We start from the raw sequence: 19,440 nt of genomic DNA on the forward strand, positions 1-19,440 counted from the left end.
CGGAACTATCCCGGTAAAAAATTAAAAATATTTAAATGTCTGTTTCGATAAATGTGCTGCAAACGCTGTTGCAGGAGTTAAATGGAGTGATGGCTGCCGATCTGACGCCGCTATTTGCTTTAACCACTACCGTAAAGCTGGAAGAAGGAGAAGCGTATATTCGTGAGGGTGATACTTCCAGGAAGCTGGCGTTTATCGAAAAAGGGATGCTCCGCGCCTATACAACCAAAGCCAATGGCGACGAAGCCACTTTGTTTCTCCGCTGGGAAGGGCAGTTCATCGCTTCGCATGATACCATTATTCACCATCAACCGGCCAGATTTATTTACCGCGCCCTGGAACCCGCTACCATGGTGGAAATAGATTACGATAAACTGGAGGCCGTACTCCGTGAACGCCCGGAATTCGAGCCACTACGTATATTCTTCCTGAAAAGAATGCTTTCCGAAGCGCTGGAAAATATTGAATCTTTTGTGATGTTTTCCCCCGAAGAACGCTACCAGCGCCTCCTGGACAGCCGCTGGGATATCGTGAACCGCGTACCCGACAAATACATCGCTTCCATGCTGGGGATTACCCCTGTTTCCCTGAGCCGTATCAGGAAACGTTTGCACGACAAAGGCCGCAAAAATTAACTTTTGTTAATCTGATTTCTTATCCATTGTTAACCACGTGTAACCTGCTCCCATTGTAAATTTGATCAACTAACCAATAATCAATTTACGTGAGCATGGACCCAATCTTAGCAGCCATCGTCAGGATTTTTACCGTATCCACAATTCGTTATTTCCTGCTGGCAGGAATACCGTTTATTATTTTTTACCTGCTGCTGCCCAGGAAGTTTTCTTCGAAGAAGATACAGCTGAAAGCCGCCGGCAAAAAGGATTTCATCCGTGAAGTATGGCATTCTCTACAGAGTACATTAGTGTTTACCGTGATATCCGTGGTGATCATGTTTACTCCCGTAAAAGGCTATACGCAATTGTATACTAACATCAACGACTATCCGATCTGGTATATTTTTGTTAGTCTGGCCCTTAGCCTGGTGGTACACGATACCTATTTCTACTGGATGCACCGCACTTTGCACCATAAATCACTGTTTAATCTTACCCACCTGGTGCATCATCGCAGCACCAATCCATCGCCCTGGACATCCTACAGCTTTCACTTGCTGGAAGCCATTGCGGAAGGTGGCGTACTGCTGGTTATCACCATGATCATGCCAATGCACCCGCTGACAGTGCTGCTGTTTACGGTAGTGGGATTCATGATAAATGTGTATGGACACCTGGGGTATGAGATTATGCCGCGCAAATTCAGGCACAGCGTGTTGTTTGAAGTCTTTAATTCTTCCGTGCACCATAACCTGCACCATAGCAAATTCAAAGGCAATTATGGCTTGTATTTCCGTGTGTGGGACCGCCTGATGGGAACAGAGCATCCCGATTATGTAAAGGAATATGATAAAATCCAGGCACGCCGGTTCCCGGAAGAAGCCGTGGCCGGAGGCGTTACAAACTAAATAATCATCTACCTAAAAAAAGCTGCTGTCTATAGCAGCTTTTTTTAGGTAGATGCCTGACAAATATGGCTTTACGCCACATATTGCTCCTGCTGTGGCAGTGTGTCTGCAGGCAGGGCAATTGGTCTGATCTTATCAGTAGTGCTTGTGCGCAGGTAGCAGTATTTCATGCAGGCCCAGATATTTGCTGCTTTTTCCATATCTGTGATCAGCTCCTTTCTGGGTACGGTATGCAGCGGCGGAAGCCTTTCTGCCGCTCCCTGTAGCCTGACCAGCTGCTCCAGTGCAGTATGACCGAAAGAGCAGATGGAAGCAAGTCCCAGGTGAAAGGCGTGTTTTCGTTTATGCGTGTAGGGTAGTTTATGCAGATGACTTTCCAGTTGTAATACTATACTGTCGAAGTATTGCCGGAATTGATAGGCGGATTCCATTCTGTTGGGGAGTGTATGAATACCTTCCTGCAAATCTTTATAGATATCATACAGATCGTTGGTGAGTTGTATGATGGCCCCCAGTAAATACCAGCAGCTGCACTCTTCTTCAGTTGCCGGCACATCCAGGTAAAAGTGCACCAGCAACAAGGAGTTGCCGCCTTTGCTAAAGGTGATATCTTCCAGCTCTTCATCAGCAATGGCCGGGTTGAACTGTTTTTCAGAATTTAGCTGCGATTCCAGCAGTTGTTCCATTACATGTTCGTAGCCTGCTTTGTCAATAACGGCTGCGCGTAATCGCAGGGATGCATGGATAAAGAGTTTTTCTTCCGCAGTTTGTGCCTGATAGGTGGCCGGGTGAAGCATTATTTCCCGTAGCTGATGATTGTTGAGTAATTTCTCGTCAGAGAAATCATCAAACAGGCTGCTGCAGATGAAATATAGCAGTAGCCGCTCTTTTTCTGCTATGGTGGTAGTGCGGCCATGCAGCCCGGTAAACAGGTCGCAGGTCATCGGAACAAAAATAGAATAGCTCTTGACGACTTTCTTCCGTACCTCCGGCGACAACCGGATGCCCGTATTGTTTTCTAAAGCCCCGATCAGAGTGGCGGCACGGCGTGCTTCCTCTTTTCGTGTACGCATAATAGTGAGCACACCTTTTAAGATATGGCCCGAAAAACGAATTGCATTCCAAGGATTCATTCGTTGACATTTACAGGAACAGTGTAGATATTTTGCTCTGACAGTTGGTTGAAAGATGCGAATATATAATAATGTGTATGATAAAGCAAGCAGGCACAAACAGTTATCTAAATAAAAAACTGGCCTCTGCATAGTAGAGGCCAGTTTGCTTTTGTTGTTGGGGTTAGCAATGAGTAACTTCCTTCTTGTTCTCCATTGGCTTCAAACCTAGTGTCTGCAGCATCTGCATATCTTCTGAAACACCCGGATTCGGTGTCACCAGCAGGGTCTGGCGTTCGCCGGTAAAGATGGAATTGGCGCCGGCCATGAAGCACCAGGCCTGTTCTGCTTCGGTCATTTCAATCCGTCCTGCGCTCAGGCGTACTACTGATCCCGGCATAACGATGCGCGCGGTGGCGATCATACGCACCATGTCCCAGTTGTCAACTTTGGGGTTGTTTTCCAGCGGCGTGCCTTTAACGCGAGCCAGTGCATTCACCGGTACGGATTCCGGATGTTTGGGCATGGTAGCCAGCGTATGCAGCATGGATATACGGTCTTCATGGGTTTCGCCCAGGCCGATAATGCCACCGGAACATACGGTGATGCCGGCTTTCCTGACATTATTGATCGTATGCAGGCGGTTATCAAAATTGCGGGTGGAAATAATTTCGCTATAATAATCTGAGGATGTGTCGAGGTTGTGGTTGTAGGCATACAATCCTGCTTCCTGCAGGCGTACAGCCTGTTCTTCGGTCAGGAGACCCAGGGTGCAGCATACTTCCATGCCCAGTTCATTCACGCCTTTCACCATGTCGATCACACGGTCGAAGTCGCGGTTATCCCTTACTTCGCGCCATGCTGCTGCCATACAGAACCTGGTGGAGCCGTTGTCTTTAGCCTTTTGTGCGTGTTCAATAACGGTTTCGGTAGGCAACAGGGCCTGTACTTTGATATCTGTATGGTAGCGTGCTGCCTGGCCGCAATAGGAGCAGTCTTCCGGGCAACCGCCCGTTTTAATTGACAGTAATGTGCATACCTGTATTTTGTCTGCCGAATGGAATTCACGGTGAACAGTGGCGGCGTGGTACACCAGCTCCATCAGCGGCAGGTTGTAAATATCCTGGATTTCTGCCTGGGTCCAGTCGTGTCTGATTGTAGTGGTCATGCTTCCTTATATATTTAAATGTATTTATGCGTAGATATTCACTTCTGCTTCCACGGCGGCGGTCCAGGCGTCGAACAGCTGCTGTTCCAGTCGCTGGATCTGTTGGGCGTGCAATTCCCAATGGGAGCTGAAGTGGCGTAGTTGCTGTATCATTTCTTCGAGGTGGCCTTCTTCTTCGAGGATGATGGACTTTACCATTACCTTGCTTTTGGCCTCATCCAGGGCTTGCTGGTATACCGGGTAGAGTTCATCTGCCCTTACTTCTATGGCATAGGTGACATAGAGGTAGGCTGCATGTTTGAGTGCCTGGCCGCTAAGCTGGAAGTGGTGTTTCAGGTAACGGCAGGTTTGTATGTCCAGCTGGTGGAGGTAATGACGGGTATGGTCCGGTGCCAGCAGTTCATGGCGCTGGTAGGTTTTACAGGCTTCCGGGTCCAGTTTAAGGATTTGCTTTTTCAGGTAGAAGGCATGGCGGTGTTCTTCGGCAGCATGTTTCAGCTGTATGAGGTCTACCAGCGACGGATGCTCACAGGCAGAGATCTTTTTGGCACCTGCATTTTCCATAAATGACAGGGTATTTAACCATTTGCTGTGTAGGGCCGGCTGTCCTACGATATCTTGTAAAAGCTGGTACATATTATACGAAGTTTCGATTCAAATGTAAGGGCTTGCCGGATGGTTGGTATGGGCCGGATTTTATATTGTAGCTAGTCCGGTTTATTTATTATCTTGCCGGTCTGTTAAAAACAAACGCCTAAATCCAGCAAAATGAGTAGTCCGGCAGCGGTTCCATATAAGAGCTTTGTACAGATAGACCGGTCGTCGGCGACGCCGGTATACCTCCAGATCGCGAATCAGCTGATCAATGCGATCCAGCGGGGCTACCTGCCTACAGGCGCCAAACTACCCGGTACCCGCAGCTTCAGCGAGTTATTGAGCGTTCACCGCAACACGATCGTAGCAGTTTTCGAAGAGCTGGACGCCCAGGGATGGGTGGAAACAAGACCCAATACCGGTACCTTTGTACTGGCAAAATCTGCTGCCAGACCGCATAAAATCAGGACAGCAGCACCTTTACAGCTGGATGCCTACCCTAAAACCACCGGCTTCGCCTTCCGCAAATCCAGCCTGCTGGACAACCCTTTCGAACACTCTTCCTGCGAATACGTTTTCAACGACGGTACCCCGGATATCCGCCTGACACAGGTAGACCACCTGTCGAGCCTCTATAGCGCCAACCTGAAAAGGAAAAGCAACCATAAAAAGCTGGGCTACTATAACCACGACGGCAGCGAGTTTTTTAAAAGACATCTCTCCAACTACCTCAATCTTACCCGCGGACTACATATCTCCAATGATAATATCCTCATCACCAGAAGCACGGAAATGAGCGTATATATTACCTCGGAGATTTTATTATCTGCTGGAGATATAGTGCTGGTGGGCTCTTTGAGTTATTTCTCCGTAAACATGATTTTCCAGAAATCAGGGGCGCGCATCATGCCGGTACCTATTGATGAGGATGGAATTGATGTGACGGCAGTGCGCAAAATCTGCGAGCAGCATACCATTCGTATGCTCTATATCACACCACACCACCATTATCCTACAACGGTAACGCTCAGTGCTGCCCGACGCCTGGAGTTATTGAGCCTGGCCGCAGAATTCGGCTTTGTTATCCTGGAAGATGATTACGATTATGATTTCCACTATGATAAAAGTCCGGTGCTGCCGCTGGCCAGCGCCGACAAAAACGGTATGGTGATCTATATAGGTGCGTTCGGGAAGTCGCTGGCACCAGGTTTTCGTACAGGCTTTATCGTGGCCCCGGAAGACCTGATGACAGAGATGCGCAAGCACCTGGGAATAATAGACCGTCAGGGAGATGTGCTGATGGAGCAGGTGTTGGGAGAAATGATCGAAGAAGGGGAGATACACCGCTACCTGAAAAAATCACTGAAAGTATACCAGGAGCGCCGCGACCATTTCACGGAGCTGTTGAGTGACCAGCTGGATGAGTATATCGCATTTAAAAAGCCTGCCGGCGGCCTCGCCGTATGGACCCGCTGGAAACAGCCGGTCAATCTGATGCAACTCAGTAAAGAATGTGCAAAAAATAATCTCTTCATACCTAAAACCCTGTTGTATCAGCATCGCGATTTATCCGCTATGAGACTGGGTTTCGGGCATCTTACACCTAAGGAGGCCGCCGCCGCTGTGGCTATCCTGAAAGCCGGTGTGCAGCAGCAATTACATTAACTATATCAGTTGTGGCGCCAGTTCCAGCCAGCTTTTGATATGCCCGGTACGTGCTGCGAGGTACCTGCTGGTGAAGAAGCTATTGGACCAGTCATCAAAGTTGTCATAGGCAAATTGCAGATAAAATAGCCAGAAACCATAGCCCAGCAAAGGTAACGCAGCTATTTCCTCGTCATTTATGGGCCTGACTTCCTTATATGCCGTCATAAATTTGGCGAATGATTCTCTGGCTTCCGCTATTGTTGACCTGTTGTTCATTACATCGAAGAAGCCACACACAAGAAAGCTCATGAGATCATTGGCTATCCAGCCTTTTCCTGCAAAGTCAAAGTCGAAGAAGGTAACATTGTCATCTGTATCGAAATGGAAGTTTTTGGGCAGAAAGTCAAATTGAATATAGCCGGTATTAGTTTGACCGGATGTTATTTTTTCCAGTGCTGCAGCTATTTCTATGCCTTTTTCATATAAATAGTTGTACTCCGCATCCAGTCCGGCAAATGCTGGTTTTAATACTGCCAGCGGCTCATGGATAGTAGTTTGCAGGTTGAATGGCTTCCGTGGAAACGCTAAGTCAATACCGGCGCTGATGTTATGAAGCCTGGCCATCTCATGTCCTAATGTTTGCAATTGGCCGTGGCTGAGGTTAGTAGACACTTCACCTTTTGCCCAAGAAAACAATACACCATATCGAATGCCTTCTGCCGCCTGGAATTTTTGCAGGGCCACGCCGTCCTGGTCTCGAACGGGGTAGGATACACTGGCGCCGCCTGCACGAAGCTTTTCCAGGAGTTCTACTTCACCGCTGATCTCTTCGTACTTGCGGTGAGCATCTCTGTAAATCTTAAATACCCACTTATTCGTTTCATTTGAAATAACGTAGGTGTCGCTGACATTTCGCATCAGGATACGGCAGGTGGTTCCCTGAAATCCATACCTGGATTGAATATAATTGTTGAGTGCTACCGCTGACAGGGTAGAGTACTGGGTAGGGAAAATGCTGGTCATCTTTCTAAAGTAATATTTAAATCCGGTCTATATTTCTTTGTACATAATATCGCTGCGCAGCACATACTTGGTACCACTTCTGAGTATGGCGCCTTCGTGGCGCAAAGAATGGTAAAATACCAAAGCACTTCCGGCTTCCGGCCTGACTACTTCGCCAGTATGGAAAACGGTTTCACCACCGGTATAGCCATCGTTCAGGTAGATGAGGAATGTATACTGACTGGCTTCTTGTGTGTTTCTGATGAAAGGGCCGTCCAGGTGCATTTTGAAGCGCTGGCCCGGCGTATACCTGTAGTACCGGAATAGTTCATTGAGGCCGCAGGCATGCCGGTTTAATTTACCTTCCGGCGCAAAGGACTGTAGTTTCTGCCATAGTTCGGTGGCATAACCATCATCTTTCAGCATGACGCGTTCATTATTGCGTACGGATGTAAGGAGACGTTGTTGTCCGCCGCCCACATTAACGGTAGCGGCTTCATAGCCTATGCCTTCACTCTTGTCTATCAGGTGCTGACATTCATCTGCAGAAAGAAAATTATTGATGGTAAAGATCTCCGGGGAATAGTGGTGTAGCTCCATTGGCTCAATTATTGGGTTACAAATCAAATTACAATACGAAGAAACAAAAAAATAATCATCATCGGCAGATTTTCGAAAATATCCCTGATATCAGGTATATGGGAAGATGCTCACCCGATATAACTTCGTAACGTTAAATTGCTACTGATGGTGGTATTAAGTTAATATGGCCATCTTATGTTTTTTTATATTTTTGCCAGACCCAACTTTTCATGAATGAACCTATTAGTAAATGTAAAACAGTTAGGCCGGAAACATGCACTGATTGCCAGACAGGAAATAGAGATCGATGACATAGGCGTTAACCCGACGCTCAGCGATCTGCTGATGGCAGTAGTTAAGCAACAGGTACTGGCATATAACAACAGGCCCACAGACAAGCATATACTGCCTTTTCTCAGCTCCGATGAAGTTGCCACACAGGCACTTTCCGGAAAGGTTGGCTTTGGCGTCAATTACAATGAACAAAAGGCCGATGTGGTACAGGCGCAGGAAACCGCGCTGCTTGCCTTTAAAGACGGTATGTTTGCCGTTTTTGCCGATGAAGAGGAATTGCAGGACCTGGAACAGACCATATCCCTGGAACCTGCTACCGTTATCACTTTTATTCGACTGACTTTTCTGGCTGGCAGCTATTGGTAGTTGTCCTGATCAAATAAATTTTTAACCATGGATGTAAAAGGATTGTTGCAAGACAGGCTGAAGCCTGACTATATGAAAAACATGCTTGCCACGCTGACAAGCGTAGCTGATGGAACCACCTCCCATAACCTGTTAACGCAGCATGCTGCCACCGCCGGACTCGTGTTACTGAACGAGCATCCGGATTACAAGATAACTTCACGTGGCTATGGCCTGGAAGAAGTTTCGTACGGTGATAAACGTTATGAATTCCTGCTGAATTTTCTCGGCACCGAAGAATGGGATGCCGAAGAACCTAAGCAGCTGCTTTATTTTATATTTGGTGAAGCGTTAACCCCCGCCGTAATTTATGCCTGGAAGCAACTTCGCTACAGTAGCTACCAGCGTGGCTACTATCGTCGTTCTTTCAGGGCCCCGTCTAACAGGGAACTGTATTTTCCTAACCAGGTAAATTTCCTGATGAAGGCGGTTCCGCAGTGTTCTATTCAGGATTACCATGGTCTTTCCAAGATCTGTTGCTATGACCTCAGTATGGAAGAGCAGGTGCTGAAAAGTCATATGATGGGCGGCCAGAATATGGTCAGGATCTGGTCTGCAGCTATGGACCTGGGGGATGATAGTCTTTTCCAGACGATGGAAGATATCATTTTCAATAAATCGACAGAAGGAAAAGTTACTACACAAATTCTACATGCGCTGCTTATCAGCAATGAGGAACGCTGCTGGCAGCTCGTGGAAAAGCTGTTGCTGGCGGCTCAACGCCAGGAAGGCCTGCGGCAGACTATCGTGGAAGCACTGGATGAATGTAGTCTGGGCGCCATGAAATACATGATGAACGTTATCATCAAAGAAAAGCTGTTCCGCTTCTCTTCCGTGGTGCGTGCACTGGACGTTTGGGCCGGACTCGGATGGATGGCGGAAAAGGAAAGTACCGTTAAAACCTTCTTTGAGAAAGGATTTCAATACCTCACCAAACCGGAAACTATTGTGGACGGGGTGGCAGAAATTAATAATGGCGATGTCTGGATGGCTTTGTGGGCGCAGGGAATCCTGGATGTGCAGGAAACCTTGCCTTACCTGCAACGGCTGCTGGACAAAGGAACTTCAGAGAAAAAATGCCTGGCGCTCCGCTTTGCGGGAGAAACCAAACATTTTATGCTGAACATGCCGCTCTTCGAGGCGGCGCTGGATAGCAATGACATGGCTGTCCTGGGTTCCGCAGTGATGGGTATTCTGCATCTGCTTAATAGTCATAAAGCACACTATAACCAATATTATCCGCAGCTATTTGATAAACTCCGGGCTATTCTCGATCGCATCGATACCAAAGAAAAGAACTTTGAAGGAAAAGTATTCTCCTGGCTGCCGATCACCTATTCCCGCAAGTATGTACTGCAGTGTATGGCCAATATGATCGATGGCCGTCAGGACAGACTGGATATCATGATGTCATATTTCGATGAGATGGATATCGAGGTGCGTGAACAGCTGACCCGTGTGGTACTGCCAATACATAGCGATTATAACTGGAAAGAGAAAAAGAAAAAAGAAAATGCTGAAGTAACAGCCTTCCAGCGCGATTATGCTTACCGCATCCTCAAAGACCGTGGTGAATTTAACGTGAATGTAGCATTTCGTGTATTCGGGGATATGCAGCTGGAAGTAGCAGAAATGGAGCCTTTCGTGGATATTTTGAAGCGTAAGAGCGCTTCCAACAGGAGCCGTTCCATTGATCTTATCTTAAACCAGCAGGATGAAAAGGTGGCAACTGTTAATGAACAGTTGTTACAGGGAGATGCAGAACAGCGACTGGCGGGCCTCGACATCGCTTTGCAGCTGCGTAAGAAAGAAAGGCTTGCCAATAAGGTAAATGGCTGGGTCGCTGCGTTCCAGGAAAGAAAATCTATCTCCCAGAAAGAAGAAATTCTGCTGGAACAATTGACGACAGGGGATATATTGTCTATCTCTCCTGAAAACGGCTTCGGTATCTTCAACCCTGCTGTGCTGACATCTACGCCGCTGCCGGAAATTGACCCCGAAAACTATTTTGAACAACGTTCAAAAGTACATCCACATGGACTTTCTGTTAGTCCTGAAGTACTGCATAAAGCGCTGGAATCCCTTCATGAATTGTTTCAGGCCAACGGAAAATTTGAGTACGAAGCAGAACAATATGATGGCTCAAAACAGACGTTCCTGCTCGCAAACCACTTTACCAGTGGCAGGTATAATCATACTTTTGAATCTGTTGAAGAGCAGTTTAACAGCTATCCGCTGGCAGCAGTATGGAACGAATGGTACCAGCAGTCAGGTTTAAGTCCGGTAGACCTCTTTCTGATCGGCATTTCCAGCACAGAACAAGGTATTGTTAATTCCACCTGGACGGCCGTAAAAGAGCTGCTTCCCGGCAGAAATGTAATGATGCCGAAGGCCTTGCTGAACAAATACGCCTATCCATATATGAATCCTGTGGTAAAGGTGATCAATGTGCTGGCAATCAGGTATCCATTTGCAGAGAAAAATGATTACCTGCTGGGATTGGGTACCAGACTGTATCACAGCCTGACCCCGGAGATTTTAAATTATCAGAATAAGCGCGAATACTGGTCAAGTGCTTACCATGGCGACGGGTGGCAGACATTGCCCACATTGAACCTGCCATTGGAAAACCTGAGTATCGGAAGTCTTACAGTAGCGCAGGCAAAAGTAGCATGGCAACTGTTCCGCTGGCGACAATACAATGGTTTGCCACAGAATATCGTTCCATCTAAGCCACCATTAAGTATTTTCTGTCATGCCTATGAGCAGGGAATAATTTCAGATGATGAAATGTATGATGGTATTATAACGGTAGAGAATATACGTTTACTGTCCGACAAGCGGAAGAAATCGCGTCATAACCATAAAAAGAATGAAGGCATCATAGAACGTTTTGCGTTCCTGGAGCCAATGTACAACCGTATCCGTGAAACCTTCCTGGATGCGGAATTGAAGAGAGGTGACTCTGCTACGCCGGTAACCGTTTATGTACAGGCAATGTTTTACATTCCTGGTATGAACAGGTTCTTTCAACTGCTGGCAGGACTGGGCAAATCCAACCTGAACCGTGGTTACATCTATTCTTATGCTGATACGTTGATGAGTAAGGTACAGCTGTTCAGTACCCTGCTGAAACGTTGTTTCCCTGCTGAATCCGATACACAGGCCATTTTTGATGCCGGCATGAAAACCTTGCAGGCACCGGAACAGCGACTGATAGAAGCCTCCGTATATGCGCCACAGTGGCAGAAGTTTGTGAGCAGCAGCCTTCAATGGAAAGGGCTGGATGCGGCTATCTGGTGGATGCACGCACATACGAAAACCTCCGGTTACCAGGAACAGAACGCAGAAGCAGAAAGTGAAATCGCCCGTTATTCAGCAGTAGACCTGCAGGATTTTAAAGATGGGGCAGTAGATAAAGACTGGTTCATCAAGGCTTACAAGGAAATTGGGAAAGCCCGTTGGGCCATCGTTTACGATGCTGCAAAATATATCAGCGATGGTAATGCACATCGGAGAGCGAGGTTATATGCAGATGTTATTACCGGCGACCTGAAGATCAAAGAAGTTAGTGCTAAAGTTAAAGATAAAAGGGACCAGGATTACCTGCGTATCTATGGTCTGATACCATTGGCAAAAGCTAATCCTGCAAAGGATGTACTGGCGCGTTATGCTTACCTGCAACAGTTCCATAAGGAAACGAAACAGTGGGGCGCACAGAAACAGGCCAGCGAAAACCTCGCTTACCGCATCGCGATGGAAAACCTGGCACGTAATGCCGGATATGCTGATCCACAGCGACTTTCATGGGCAATGGAAACGAAACAGGTACAGGATATCCTGGCTGCCAACACACAGGTCAAATACGATGATACCCTGATCGGCCTCGTGATAGACGAAGAAGGTATGGCGGATGTAGTCGCATTTAAGGGAGATAAAAAACTCGCTAGCATTCCTCCGAAATATAAAAAAGATACGAAGGTCCTGGAATTGCAGGAGTACCGCAAAGTGCTGAGAGAACAGTTCCGTCGCTCCAAAAAAGCGCTGGAAGATGCGATGGTAAAGGCTGATGCCTTCCTGGGCGAAGAATTGAAGAACCTGTTCGGACATCCGGTTATTACTAAGCACCTGGAAAAACTGGTATTTATCACCGATCATGGTGCTGGTTTTTATAGTCAGGGTAAACTGACCGATCCGGCAGGAAAGGAATATGCGCTACAGGATAAAGATGAGGTGCGTATCGCGCATTGTTCAGACCTTCATCAGCTGGGCCAGTGGAGCGATTACCAGCATTATTGCTTTAAGCATCAGCTGCAGCAGCCTTTCAAACAGGTATTCAGAGAGCTTTATTTGCCGTTGGAAGAAGAGCTGAAAGAAGTCACTATTTCGAGGCGTTATGCAGGACACCAGGTACAGCCGGCACAAACAGTAGCATTGCTGAAGGGCAGAGGATGGAAAGTGGATTATGAAGAAGGCTTGCAGAAAGTATTTCATAAGAATGGTTTCGTAGCGAAGATCTATGCACAGGCGAACTGGTTTACTCCTGCTGAAGTAGAGAGTCCTACGCTGGAAACGATCGAGTTCCATGACCTGAAATCCTATAAGAGCGTTGCCTTCAAGGATATACCGGTACATATTTTCAGTGAGGTAATGCGTGATCTTGACCTGGTGGTGAGTGTAGCGCATGTAGGCGGTGTAGATCCGGAGGCCAGCCATTCTTCCATTGAAATGAGGGCTGTGTTATTACAGGAATCGGCCAGGCTGTTTAAGCTGAACAACGTTTCCGTGAAAGGTAACCATGCGCTGATTAAAGGCCACTACGGAGAGTATTCCATACATCTGGGCAGTGCGGTGGTGTTCCAGTTGCCAGGCAATTACCTGTCTATACTGCCGGTACATTCCCAGCACAGAGGCCGATTGTTCCTGCCATTTGCAGATGATGATCCGAAATCAGCCGAACTGATTTCCAAGGTGCTGTTACTGGCAAGAGATAAGGAAATACAGGATCCTACAGTATTACGACAGATTGATACTGTGTCTGCCAATTAACTTTTTTGTTTCTTTTTATTCTCCCGCACCGCAGGTGCGGGAGAATAAAAAGAAACTCCCAACAAAAACGGATGCCAGCGGCATCCGTTTTTGTTGGGTAAATAATTACAGGTGACTTTTATGGTCTATAATCCCAATCATCTTTGTCTATATGTATCGGGCGTTTGGCAGCAGTGGTATCATTGGGAGCATATACCAATACACCATTGCAGACATCGCCTTTCTTCACTTCAAAGCTGATTCCATGGGGGATATCATCATACATGATAAGACTATCCTTTCCATTTGAATATACGCCTCCACGTTGCAATGTAAAATGTCCCTGCAGGTCTGCCAGCGGAGTGCCGGCTCCTAATCCTTCCGTTGTTTTGAAAGACGGGCTTGAAATATATACTGAATTTACATGTGTGATTCTTTCGTCAGCACCGCCCATATTGCGGCGGGAGTACATACTTGCCTGGTAGCTACTGGTGTCGTGGTGTTTATACCAGGTATAAAAATAAGTACCCATGGCACCATCTGTAAAGTCAGGTTTTCCCATTATTTTTATGAGTGAGTCTGCATTGGCACGGATGACAGTTATGCCAATCTGCTTACCCGGAACGATCAGCATTTCAGGGCTTATTGCCACTGTAGCAGCTGCTGTATCGCTTTTGGTGATGGATGTAGTATCAGTAGATTCCGATTTGGTGGCCTGGTGATTACAGGCCGTCATCGCTGTAATCATAGAAATAGATAGGAATAGCTTACGCATGAAAGGGGTTTTAAATTAAAATCAATTCCGTAAATTAATAAACATTTCATTAGTTAAGTTCATTTATATAGTCATAACGATCAAATTTGGTACATTATGCAGAAGGAATCAACCCATGTAGATGTTTTGATGATTGGAGCGGGAATTATGAGTGCAACACTGGCCACCTTATTGCGCCACCTGAGGCCACATGCATCTATTCATATTTACGAGCGTCTAAATCGAGTAGCAGCCGAAAGCTCCGATGCATGGAATAATGCCGGCACCGGCCACAGCGCCTTGTGTGAACTGAACTATACCCCCGAGCTGGAAGATGGTACCATCGATACCAGCAAGGCGATCCACATTAACGAACAGTTCGAACTAACAAAACAGCTATGGGCTTACCTCGCTGATAATGGATTCATTAAAGACCCTTCCACTTTTATTCGCAGTGTGCCGCATATGAGCTTCGTACATGGCGAAAAGGACGTTGAATACCTGCGCAAACGGTTTGAAGCATTGCAGCAATATATGCTTTACCAGGGTATGCAATACTCCGAAGATCCTGAGCAGCTGAAAGCCTGGATACCCCTGGTCATGGAAGGCCGCGATATGAGCGAGAAAGCAGCAGCTACCTACATAGAACTCGGTACCGACGTTAATTACGGCACCCTCACGAGGACGCTGGTAAAACAATTACAGGAACACCCCGATTTCAAACTACACCTCGAGCATGAGGTGACAGACCTAAAGCAGCTGACAGACGGTAAATGGCAGCTACGCATTAAAAACCAGCAAAGCAGGAATAAAATTAATGTGACAGCCGATTTCGTGTTTATCGGCGCCGGCGGCGGTGCCCTTGAACTCCTCCAGGAGTCCGGCATCCCCGAAGCCAGGAAGTTCGGCGGCTTCCCTGTTGGCGGTGAATGGCTGGTATGCCGCAACCCCGACATCGTGAACCGCCACCATGCAAAAGTATACGGTCAGGCATCCGTAGGCGCCCCGCCCATGAGTGTTCCTCACCTCGATACCCGCATCATTGACGGACAGAAAGCGATACTTTTCGGGCCTTTTGCGTCTTTTTCCACAAAATTCCTAAAAGAAGGCTCCTTCTGGGACCTCTTCGAATCCATCAAATACTGGAATATCCTGCCTATGCTTAAAGTCGGTATGCAGAATTTTGAATTGGAAAAATACCTGGTAGAACAATTAAGTTTATCTTTCGACGATAGAATAGAAGCCCTGAAAGTATTCTTCCCGAATGCTGATAAAAAAGACTGGGAGTTACGTCAGGCCGGACAGAGGGTACAGGTCATCTATAACGATCCTGAAAAAGGCGGTGAGCTACGCTTTGGTACAGAGGTAGTCACCAGCAAAGACGCTACTATAGCCGGATTGCTGGGGGCTTCACCAGGAGCCAGCACCGCAGTGCCTATCATGCTTAACCTGCTGGAAACCTGCTTCCCGAACGAATTACGTGGCGAATGGATGGAGCAGCTGCATGAAATGATCCCGAGTTATGGCAGTCCGCTGGAAGGTAACGCAGCACTTATTTATAAAATCAGGACTTGGACCAGCAAATCATTAAAGCTGGAATGGAAACAGCCTGAACTTAAAAAGAACTAGATGAAATTATTACGGTATGGTAATCCCGGAGAAGAAAAGACCGGAGTCCTGATTAACGAAGCAGCATATGATACATCAGCATTGGGGGAGGATTATACCAATGATTTCCTGGGTAATGGCGGACTAACACGTCTGGCATCTTTCCTGGAAAAAGAAAAGAACAAGCTGCGGCCGATTCCCGCCGATGCACGAATCGGAGTGCCGCTGGCCAATCCCGGAAAAATTGTCTGCGTAGGCCTGAACTATAAAGACCATATCCGCGAAACGGGTTTTATTCCTGAAGCCGAGCCGATACTCTTTCTGAAAGCCATGAGCGCATTGAATGGCCCTTATGATGGTATCACCATTCCTAAAGATAGCCTGGAAACGGACTGGGAAACGGAACTGGGCATCGTGATCGGGAAAACCGGTACCAATGTGGAGCTTCATCAGGCGATGGATTTTGTGGCCGGTTATATTTTACATAACGATGTGAGTGAACGTGCCTATATGAAGAAGCGGGGAGGTACCTGGGATAAAGGCAAAGGATGTAATACTTTTGCGCCGCTGGGGCCTTATTTTGTTACCAAAGATGAAATCCCGGACCCGGGAAACCTGCGCGTATGGCTGAAGTTGAACGGGGAAATCATGCAGCATGGCAATACTGCTGATCTGATTTGTGATGTGCCTCACCTGACAGCTTATACCAGTGAGTTTTTTGGATTATTCCCGGGAGATATTATCTCAACAGGATCTCCTGCGGGTAGTGGGATCGGGCATTTGCCACAACGGTTCCTGGCGCCCGGCGATGTGATAGAATACGGCATCGATGGCCTTGGTACTGCCCGGCAGGTGCTGTACGAATACGGAAAACGAAAATAAAACAGTGATAAGAGCCGGTCAGCGACCGGCTCTGTTTGTTTTGTATAATACGTCGCTAATCCAGGTGTCCCAGGATTTCACTGATAGTATTCAGCTTCAGGAAATGTGGATGTACCGGCTCCGTTTCATGAACTTCATGCATCCAGGTGGTGTGGAAAGGAATGTGTGAGGCATATCCTTCCAGCTCCAATACCGGCAAAACATCCGATTTTACTGAGTTGCCCAGCATCAGGAAGTTGCCCGGTGCACAGTTCAGTTGTTTCAGCAGTTTGGAATAGTCATTCGCTTTTTTGTCGCTCATGATTTCCACATGCTGAAAATATTGCTCCAGGCCTGATGTTTTCAACTTTCGCTGCTGGTCCAGGAGATCACCCTTGGTGGCCACTACGAGGCGGTATTTACCACTCAGCTGTTCCAGAACGGTTGGTACGCCATCCAGGATCTCAACGGGCTTTTGCAGCTGTTCCTGGCCCATACGGATAATTTCGGGAATCAGGTCTGCCGGGTGATTTCCTTTGGTGATGTGGTGTAATGTTTCGATCATACTCAGCATAAATCCCTTTATGCCATAGCCATACAGTTTGAGGTTCTTAATTTCTGTTTCGAACAGGATTTTTGTTACCTGATCGGCCGGGAGGTAGGAGGATAGCAGCTCACAGAATTTTACCTCTGTTTCCCTGAAGTATGGCTCGTTCACCCAGAGCGTATCGTCCGCATCAAAGGCGATGGTTTTTATTTTATCTCTCATAGTATCTTTGCTGTTGTAGCAATTACTACAAAATTCCGACATGCTACTGAAATTTAAAAGGACATTTGTCCCGAAGTTGAACTTTTATGTTAAGAACAAATGAATTTTTTTTGCTGTTTATAGAGAAATTATACGAACAGCAGGCAAAAGGCGGCCATATCTCCCTGAAAACATATACGCCGGGTGAATTCCTGCTGCTGCAACAGGAGCAGCCACGAAATGTCTTTATCCTGAAAAGCGGCATTACCAAGTGCTATATCAGTGAAGATAATGGCAAAGATTATATTTTTGAATTTCTGGGTATAGGCCAGATAATGGGAGAACTGGAAGTTATCCGCGATGCCCGTTATTTATGCAGTGTAGAAGCCATTACAGCTGTTGCTGCATATGTTGTTTCCGTGCAGCTGTTCAGAGAGCTGCTGCAGCAGGAGCAGGAATTTAAAAATATGGTAATCAGTGAATTGGCGGATCGTTTGTACAATACCTGTACCCGTATATCTTCCCAACAGCTCTATACGCTGGAACATGCTCTGAAGAACCTGCTACAGGTACAGGAACAGCAGCAGCTGAAAATCTCCAAGGAAAATATGGCTGCTTACCTGGGCGTGACTATACGAAGTTTGAACCGTGCGCTGAAAAACCTGCAACAATAATTGTGGTCTTTACAAAAGGATGAAATTGAACATATTAGAGAAGCTGACTCAGGAATGCAGCAGGCGGCTAAAAGCGTGTAAAACGCAATCTCATAGGGGAGATGCAGCCGGTCATTTATTTGCTTTCACAACTATTCTTTTCTACATAAATTCTACGACAGATTTTTATTCATTACGCAAATACAATGCGTAGCGAATTGCTTACTTTGTATTGTTACCCACTGAAAAACAACCAACGATAGTTGAATAACCATGCAAAAAAATGTTGTTTTTTCGTGCCGGATAATTTTGTGTGAACCTGTTTTTAATTTAAATTTGTGATGTTGTACTCTATAATTCGCGTTGTAAAATGCAGATTGCTATCCGAAACATCTTTTCTCAGATTACCCCACTTATCTGGACTTTCAAGTATTGTAGATCGCAGATTGTTTTACAGATCGTGTCATGACTGTTGACAAGTAAATTCCTATATTAATCTGGTTTGCTCCGGTGAGCAACTACCTGTGCTATACCCTGCAAAGAGTATATGCTATGGAAGTGCCATGTCCTTTCTGAACGGACATGCCGGACATTGTTTGTCTATACTTAAATAACCGTTTTTAATGAAAGCAGATGTGATTTCCCGCAGGGAAGAAGGGGCTGCTATTGCTTATACCATCCTCAATAATAACGTACCGGAAGTACTGTACCGGATTTACCAATATTTAATTAACCGTAAAGGAACGTTTGTACACCCGGTGACGGTGGGACTCGACTTCGGCATCAGGTACGACGTAGCGGCAGTGTGGGGTACTACACAATTAAAGCAACTGTTAAGAATAGGCGTGATAACGCAGCAGGTCCGTGCTGGTATTAATCAGCCGGTACTGTATGGCGTGCCCGGATAGCTGTTTGCTTCCTCAAAATTTATTCACCATTTAATCCGCTTTTTATGAAGAAGATACATCCGATAGGCCATAGCCTGTCTGGCAGGCAGCGCGCGCACTTTGATGAGATATGGGAAAACATTATTGCCAATATCAGCAGCCGGGTGCAACATCCGGCAGAAGAAAGAATGGTGCCGGTATTTACAGCAAAACAACAATTGCAGGAACAGCAATTGCACATAGAAACATTGGTGATACGTGCTCCATTTTATATTCCCGTTACGGCAAAGGATAGTCTGCATGCAGGCCTGGTAAAAGTAAACCGAACACTTTTGTATGTACCGGATGATAAGCCGGAGGAGATTTTTCCGCACAGGCAGACAGCCTATACCTATGCATATACGCAAGGGCTGGAACTCCTGAAATTATCGCTGCTACGGGCATTTGATGCCGGGCGTTTTGCAGCGGTGCATAAAGGAAGTACGGTGGTTTATACGATCGATAAAAAGCGCTTTTATGAATTTCAGTCGCGAACATTGACAGAGAAAGCAACACCGGAAAGTAAATTATAG

The 19,440-nt window shown here is 46.6% G+C and carries 17 protein-coding genes; 10 read left to right on the forward strand and 7 right to left on the reverse strand.

Annotated elements, in window-relative coordinates; genetic code table 11:
* The first annotated feature begins 35 nt into the window (after positions 1-35).
* Together F3J22_RS14615 and F3J22_RS14620 are read left to right on the forward strand one after the other, a co-directional pair.
* The gene (locus F3J22_RS14615) at positions 36-635 is read left to right on the forward strand and encodes a Crp/Fnr family transcriptional regulator (protein WP_167018620.1); all 600 of its coding nucleotides are present in this window, start codon (positions 36-38) and stop codon (positions 633-635) included.
* 95 nt (positions 636-730) lie between these two features.
* Positions 731-1,525, forward strand: a complete 795-nt coding sequence (locus F3J22_RS14620) for a sterol desaturase family protein (protein WP_167018622.1) — start codon at positions 731-733, stop codon at positions 1,523-1,525.
* Positions 1,526-1,596: 71 nt separating this feature from the next.
* Here F3J22_RS14620 and F3J22_RS14625 read toward each other — a convergent pair whose 3' ends face one another.
* From F3J22_RS14625 to F3J22_RS14635, 3 genes are all read right to left on the reverse strand, one after another.
* Complete coding sequence (locus F3J22_RS14625) at positions 1,597-2,598, reverse strand: hypothetical protein (RefSeq protein WP_167018624.1); 1,002 nt, start codon at positions 2,596-2,598, stop codon at positions 1,597-1,599.
* A gap of 223 nt (positions 2,599-2,821) precedes the next feature.
* Positions 2,822-3,805, reverse strand: coding sequence for a biotin synthase BioB (gene bioB, locus F3J22_RS14630; RefSeq protein WP_167018626.1), 984 nt, complete (start codon positions 3,803-3,805; stop codon positions 2,822-2,824).
* A gap of 24 nt (positions 3,806-3,829) precedes the next feature.
* Positions 3,830-4,441 carry a hypothetical protein gene (locus tag F3J22_RS14635; protein WP_167018628.1) on the reverse strand — a complete coding sequence of 204 codons (612 nt, stop codon included), beginning with the start codon at positions 4,439-4,441 and terminating at the stop codon, positions 3,830-3,832.
* Positions 4,442-4,573: 132 nt separating this feature from the next.
* On the opposite strand from F3J22_RS14635, the gene F3J22_RS14640 reads away from it, so the two are divergent.
* Positions 4,574-6,064 carry a PLP-dependent aminotransferase family protein gene (locus F3J22_RS14640; RefSeq protein ID WP_167018630.1) on the forward strand — a complete coding sequence of 497 codons (1,491 nt, stop codon included), beginning with the start codon at positions 4,574-4,576 and terminating at the stop codon, positions 6,062-6,064.
* Here the strand turns inward: F3J22_RS14640 and F3J22_RS14645 are convergent, their stop codons facing one another.
* Both F3J22_RS14645 and F3J22_RS14650 read right to left on the reverse strand, forming a co-directional pair.
* On the reverse strand, positions 6,065-7,069 hold the full coding sequence (locus F3J22_RS14645) for a phosphotransferase enzyme family protein (RefSeq protein ID WP_167018632.1): 1,005 nt from the start codon (positions 7,067-7,069) through the stop codon (positions 6,065-6,067).
* A gap of 27 nt (positions 7,070-7,096) precedes the next feature.
* A complete protein-coding gene (locus F3J22_RS14650; protein ID WP_167018633.1) occupies positions 7,097-7,648 on the reverse strand; it encodes a 2OG-Fe(II) oxygenase in 552 nt (183 codons plus the stop codon).
* Between the two features lie 216 nt (positions 7,649-7,864).
* Between F3J22_RS14650 and F3J22_RS14655 the strand changes: the two genes are divergently transcribed.
* The gene (locus F3J22_RS14655; protein WP_167018635.1) at positions 7,865-8,290 is read left to right on the forward strand and encodes a hypothetical protein; all 426 of its coding nucleotides are present in this window, start codon (positions 7,865-7,867) and stop codon (positions 8,288-8,290) included.
* Between the two features lie 27 nt (positions 8,291-8,317).
* A complete protein-coding gene (locus F3J22_RS14660) occupies positions 8,318-13,378 on the forward strand; it encodes a DUF4132 domain-containing protein (protein WP_167018637.1) in 5,061 nt (1,686 codons plus the stop codon).
* A gap of 118 nt (positions 13,379-13,496) precedes the next feature.
* Here F3J22_RS14660 and F3J22_RS14665 read toward each other — a convergent pair whose 3' ends face one another.
* On the reverse strand, positions 13,497-14,132 hold the full coding sequence (locus F3J22_RS14665; protein WP_167018639.1) for a hypothetical protein: 636 nt from the start codon (positions 14,130-14,132) through the stop codon (positions 13,497-13,499).
* 96 nt (positions 14,133-14,228) lie between these two features.
* Here F3J22_RS14665 and mqo point away from each other — a divergent pair, with 96 nt between their 5' ends.
* Both mqo and F3J22_RS14675 read left to right on the forward strand, forming a co-directional pair.
* Positions 14,229-15,740 (forward strand): malate dehydrogenase (quinone), encoded by a 1,512-nt coding sequence (gene mqo, locus F3J22_RS14670; protein ID WP_167018641.1) that lies wholly within the window; start codon positions 14,229-14,231, stop codon positions 15,738-15,740.
* Positions 15,741-16,601, forward strand: coding sequence for a fumarylacetoacetate hydrolase family protein (locus F3J22_RS14675; RefSeq protein WP_167018643.1), 861 nt, complete (start codon positions 15,741-15,743; stop codon positions 16,599-16,601).
* A gap of 55 nt (positions 16,602-16,656) precedes the next feature.
* Here the strand turns inward: F3J22_RS14675 and F3J22_RS14680 are convergent, their stop codons facing one another.
* The gene (locus tag F3J22_RS14680; RefSeq protein ID WP_240155106.1) at positions 16,657-17,391 is read right to left on the reverse strand and encodes an HAD family hydrolase; all 735 of its coding nucleotides are present in this window, start codon (positions 17,389-17,391) and stop codon (positions 16,657-16,659) included.
* 44 nt (positions 17,392-17,435) lie between these two features.
* On the opposite strand from F3J22_RS14680, the gene F3J22_RS14685 reads away from it, so the two are divergent.
* The 3 genes from F3J22_RS14685 (at position 17,436) to F3J22_RS14695 (ending at position 19,440) form a co-directional block, all read left to right on the forward strand.
* Positions 17,436-18,002 carry a Crp/Fnr family transcriptional regulator gene (locus tag F3J22_RS14685; protein ID WP_167018645.1) on the forward strand — a complete coding sequence of 189 codons (567 nt, stop codon included), beginning with the start codon at positions 17,436-17,438 and terminating at the stop codon, positions 18,000-18,002.
* A 602-nt stretch (positions 18,003-18,604) separates the two neighbouring features.
* Entirely contained in the window at positions 18,605-18,889 is a 285-nt protein-coding gene (locus F3J22_RS14690; protein WP_167018647.1) for a hypothetical protein, read from the forward strand.
* A gap of 44 nt (positions 18,890-18,933) precedes the next feature.
* The gene (locus F3J22_RS14695; protein ID WP_167018649.1) at positions 18,934-19,440 is read left to right on the forward strand and encodes a hypothetical protein; all 507 of its coding nucleotides are present in this window, start codon (positions 18,934-18,936) and stop codon (positions 19,438-19,440) included.

Source organism: Chitinophaga sp. Cy-1792 (assembly GCF_011752935.1).
GTDB lineage: Bacteria > Bacteroidota > Bacteroidia > Chitinophagales > Chitinophagaceae > Chitinophaga.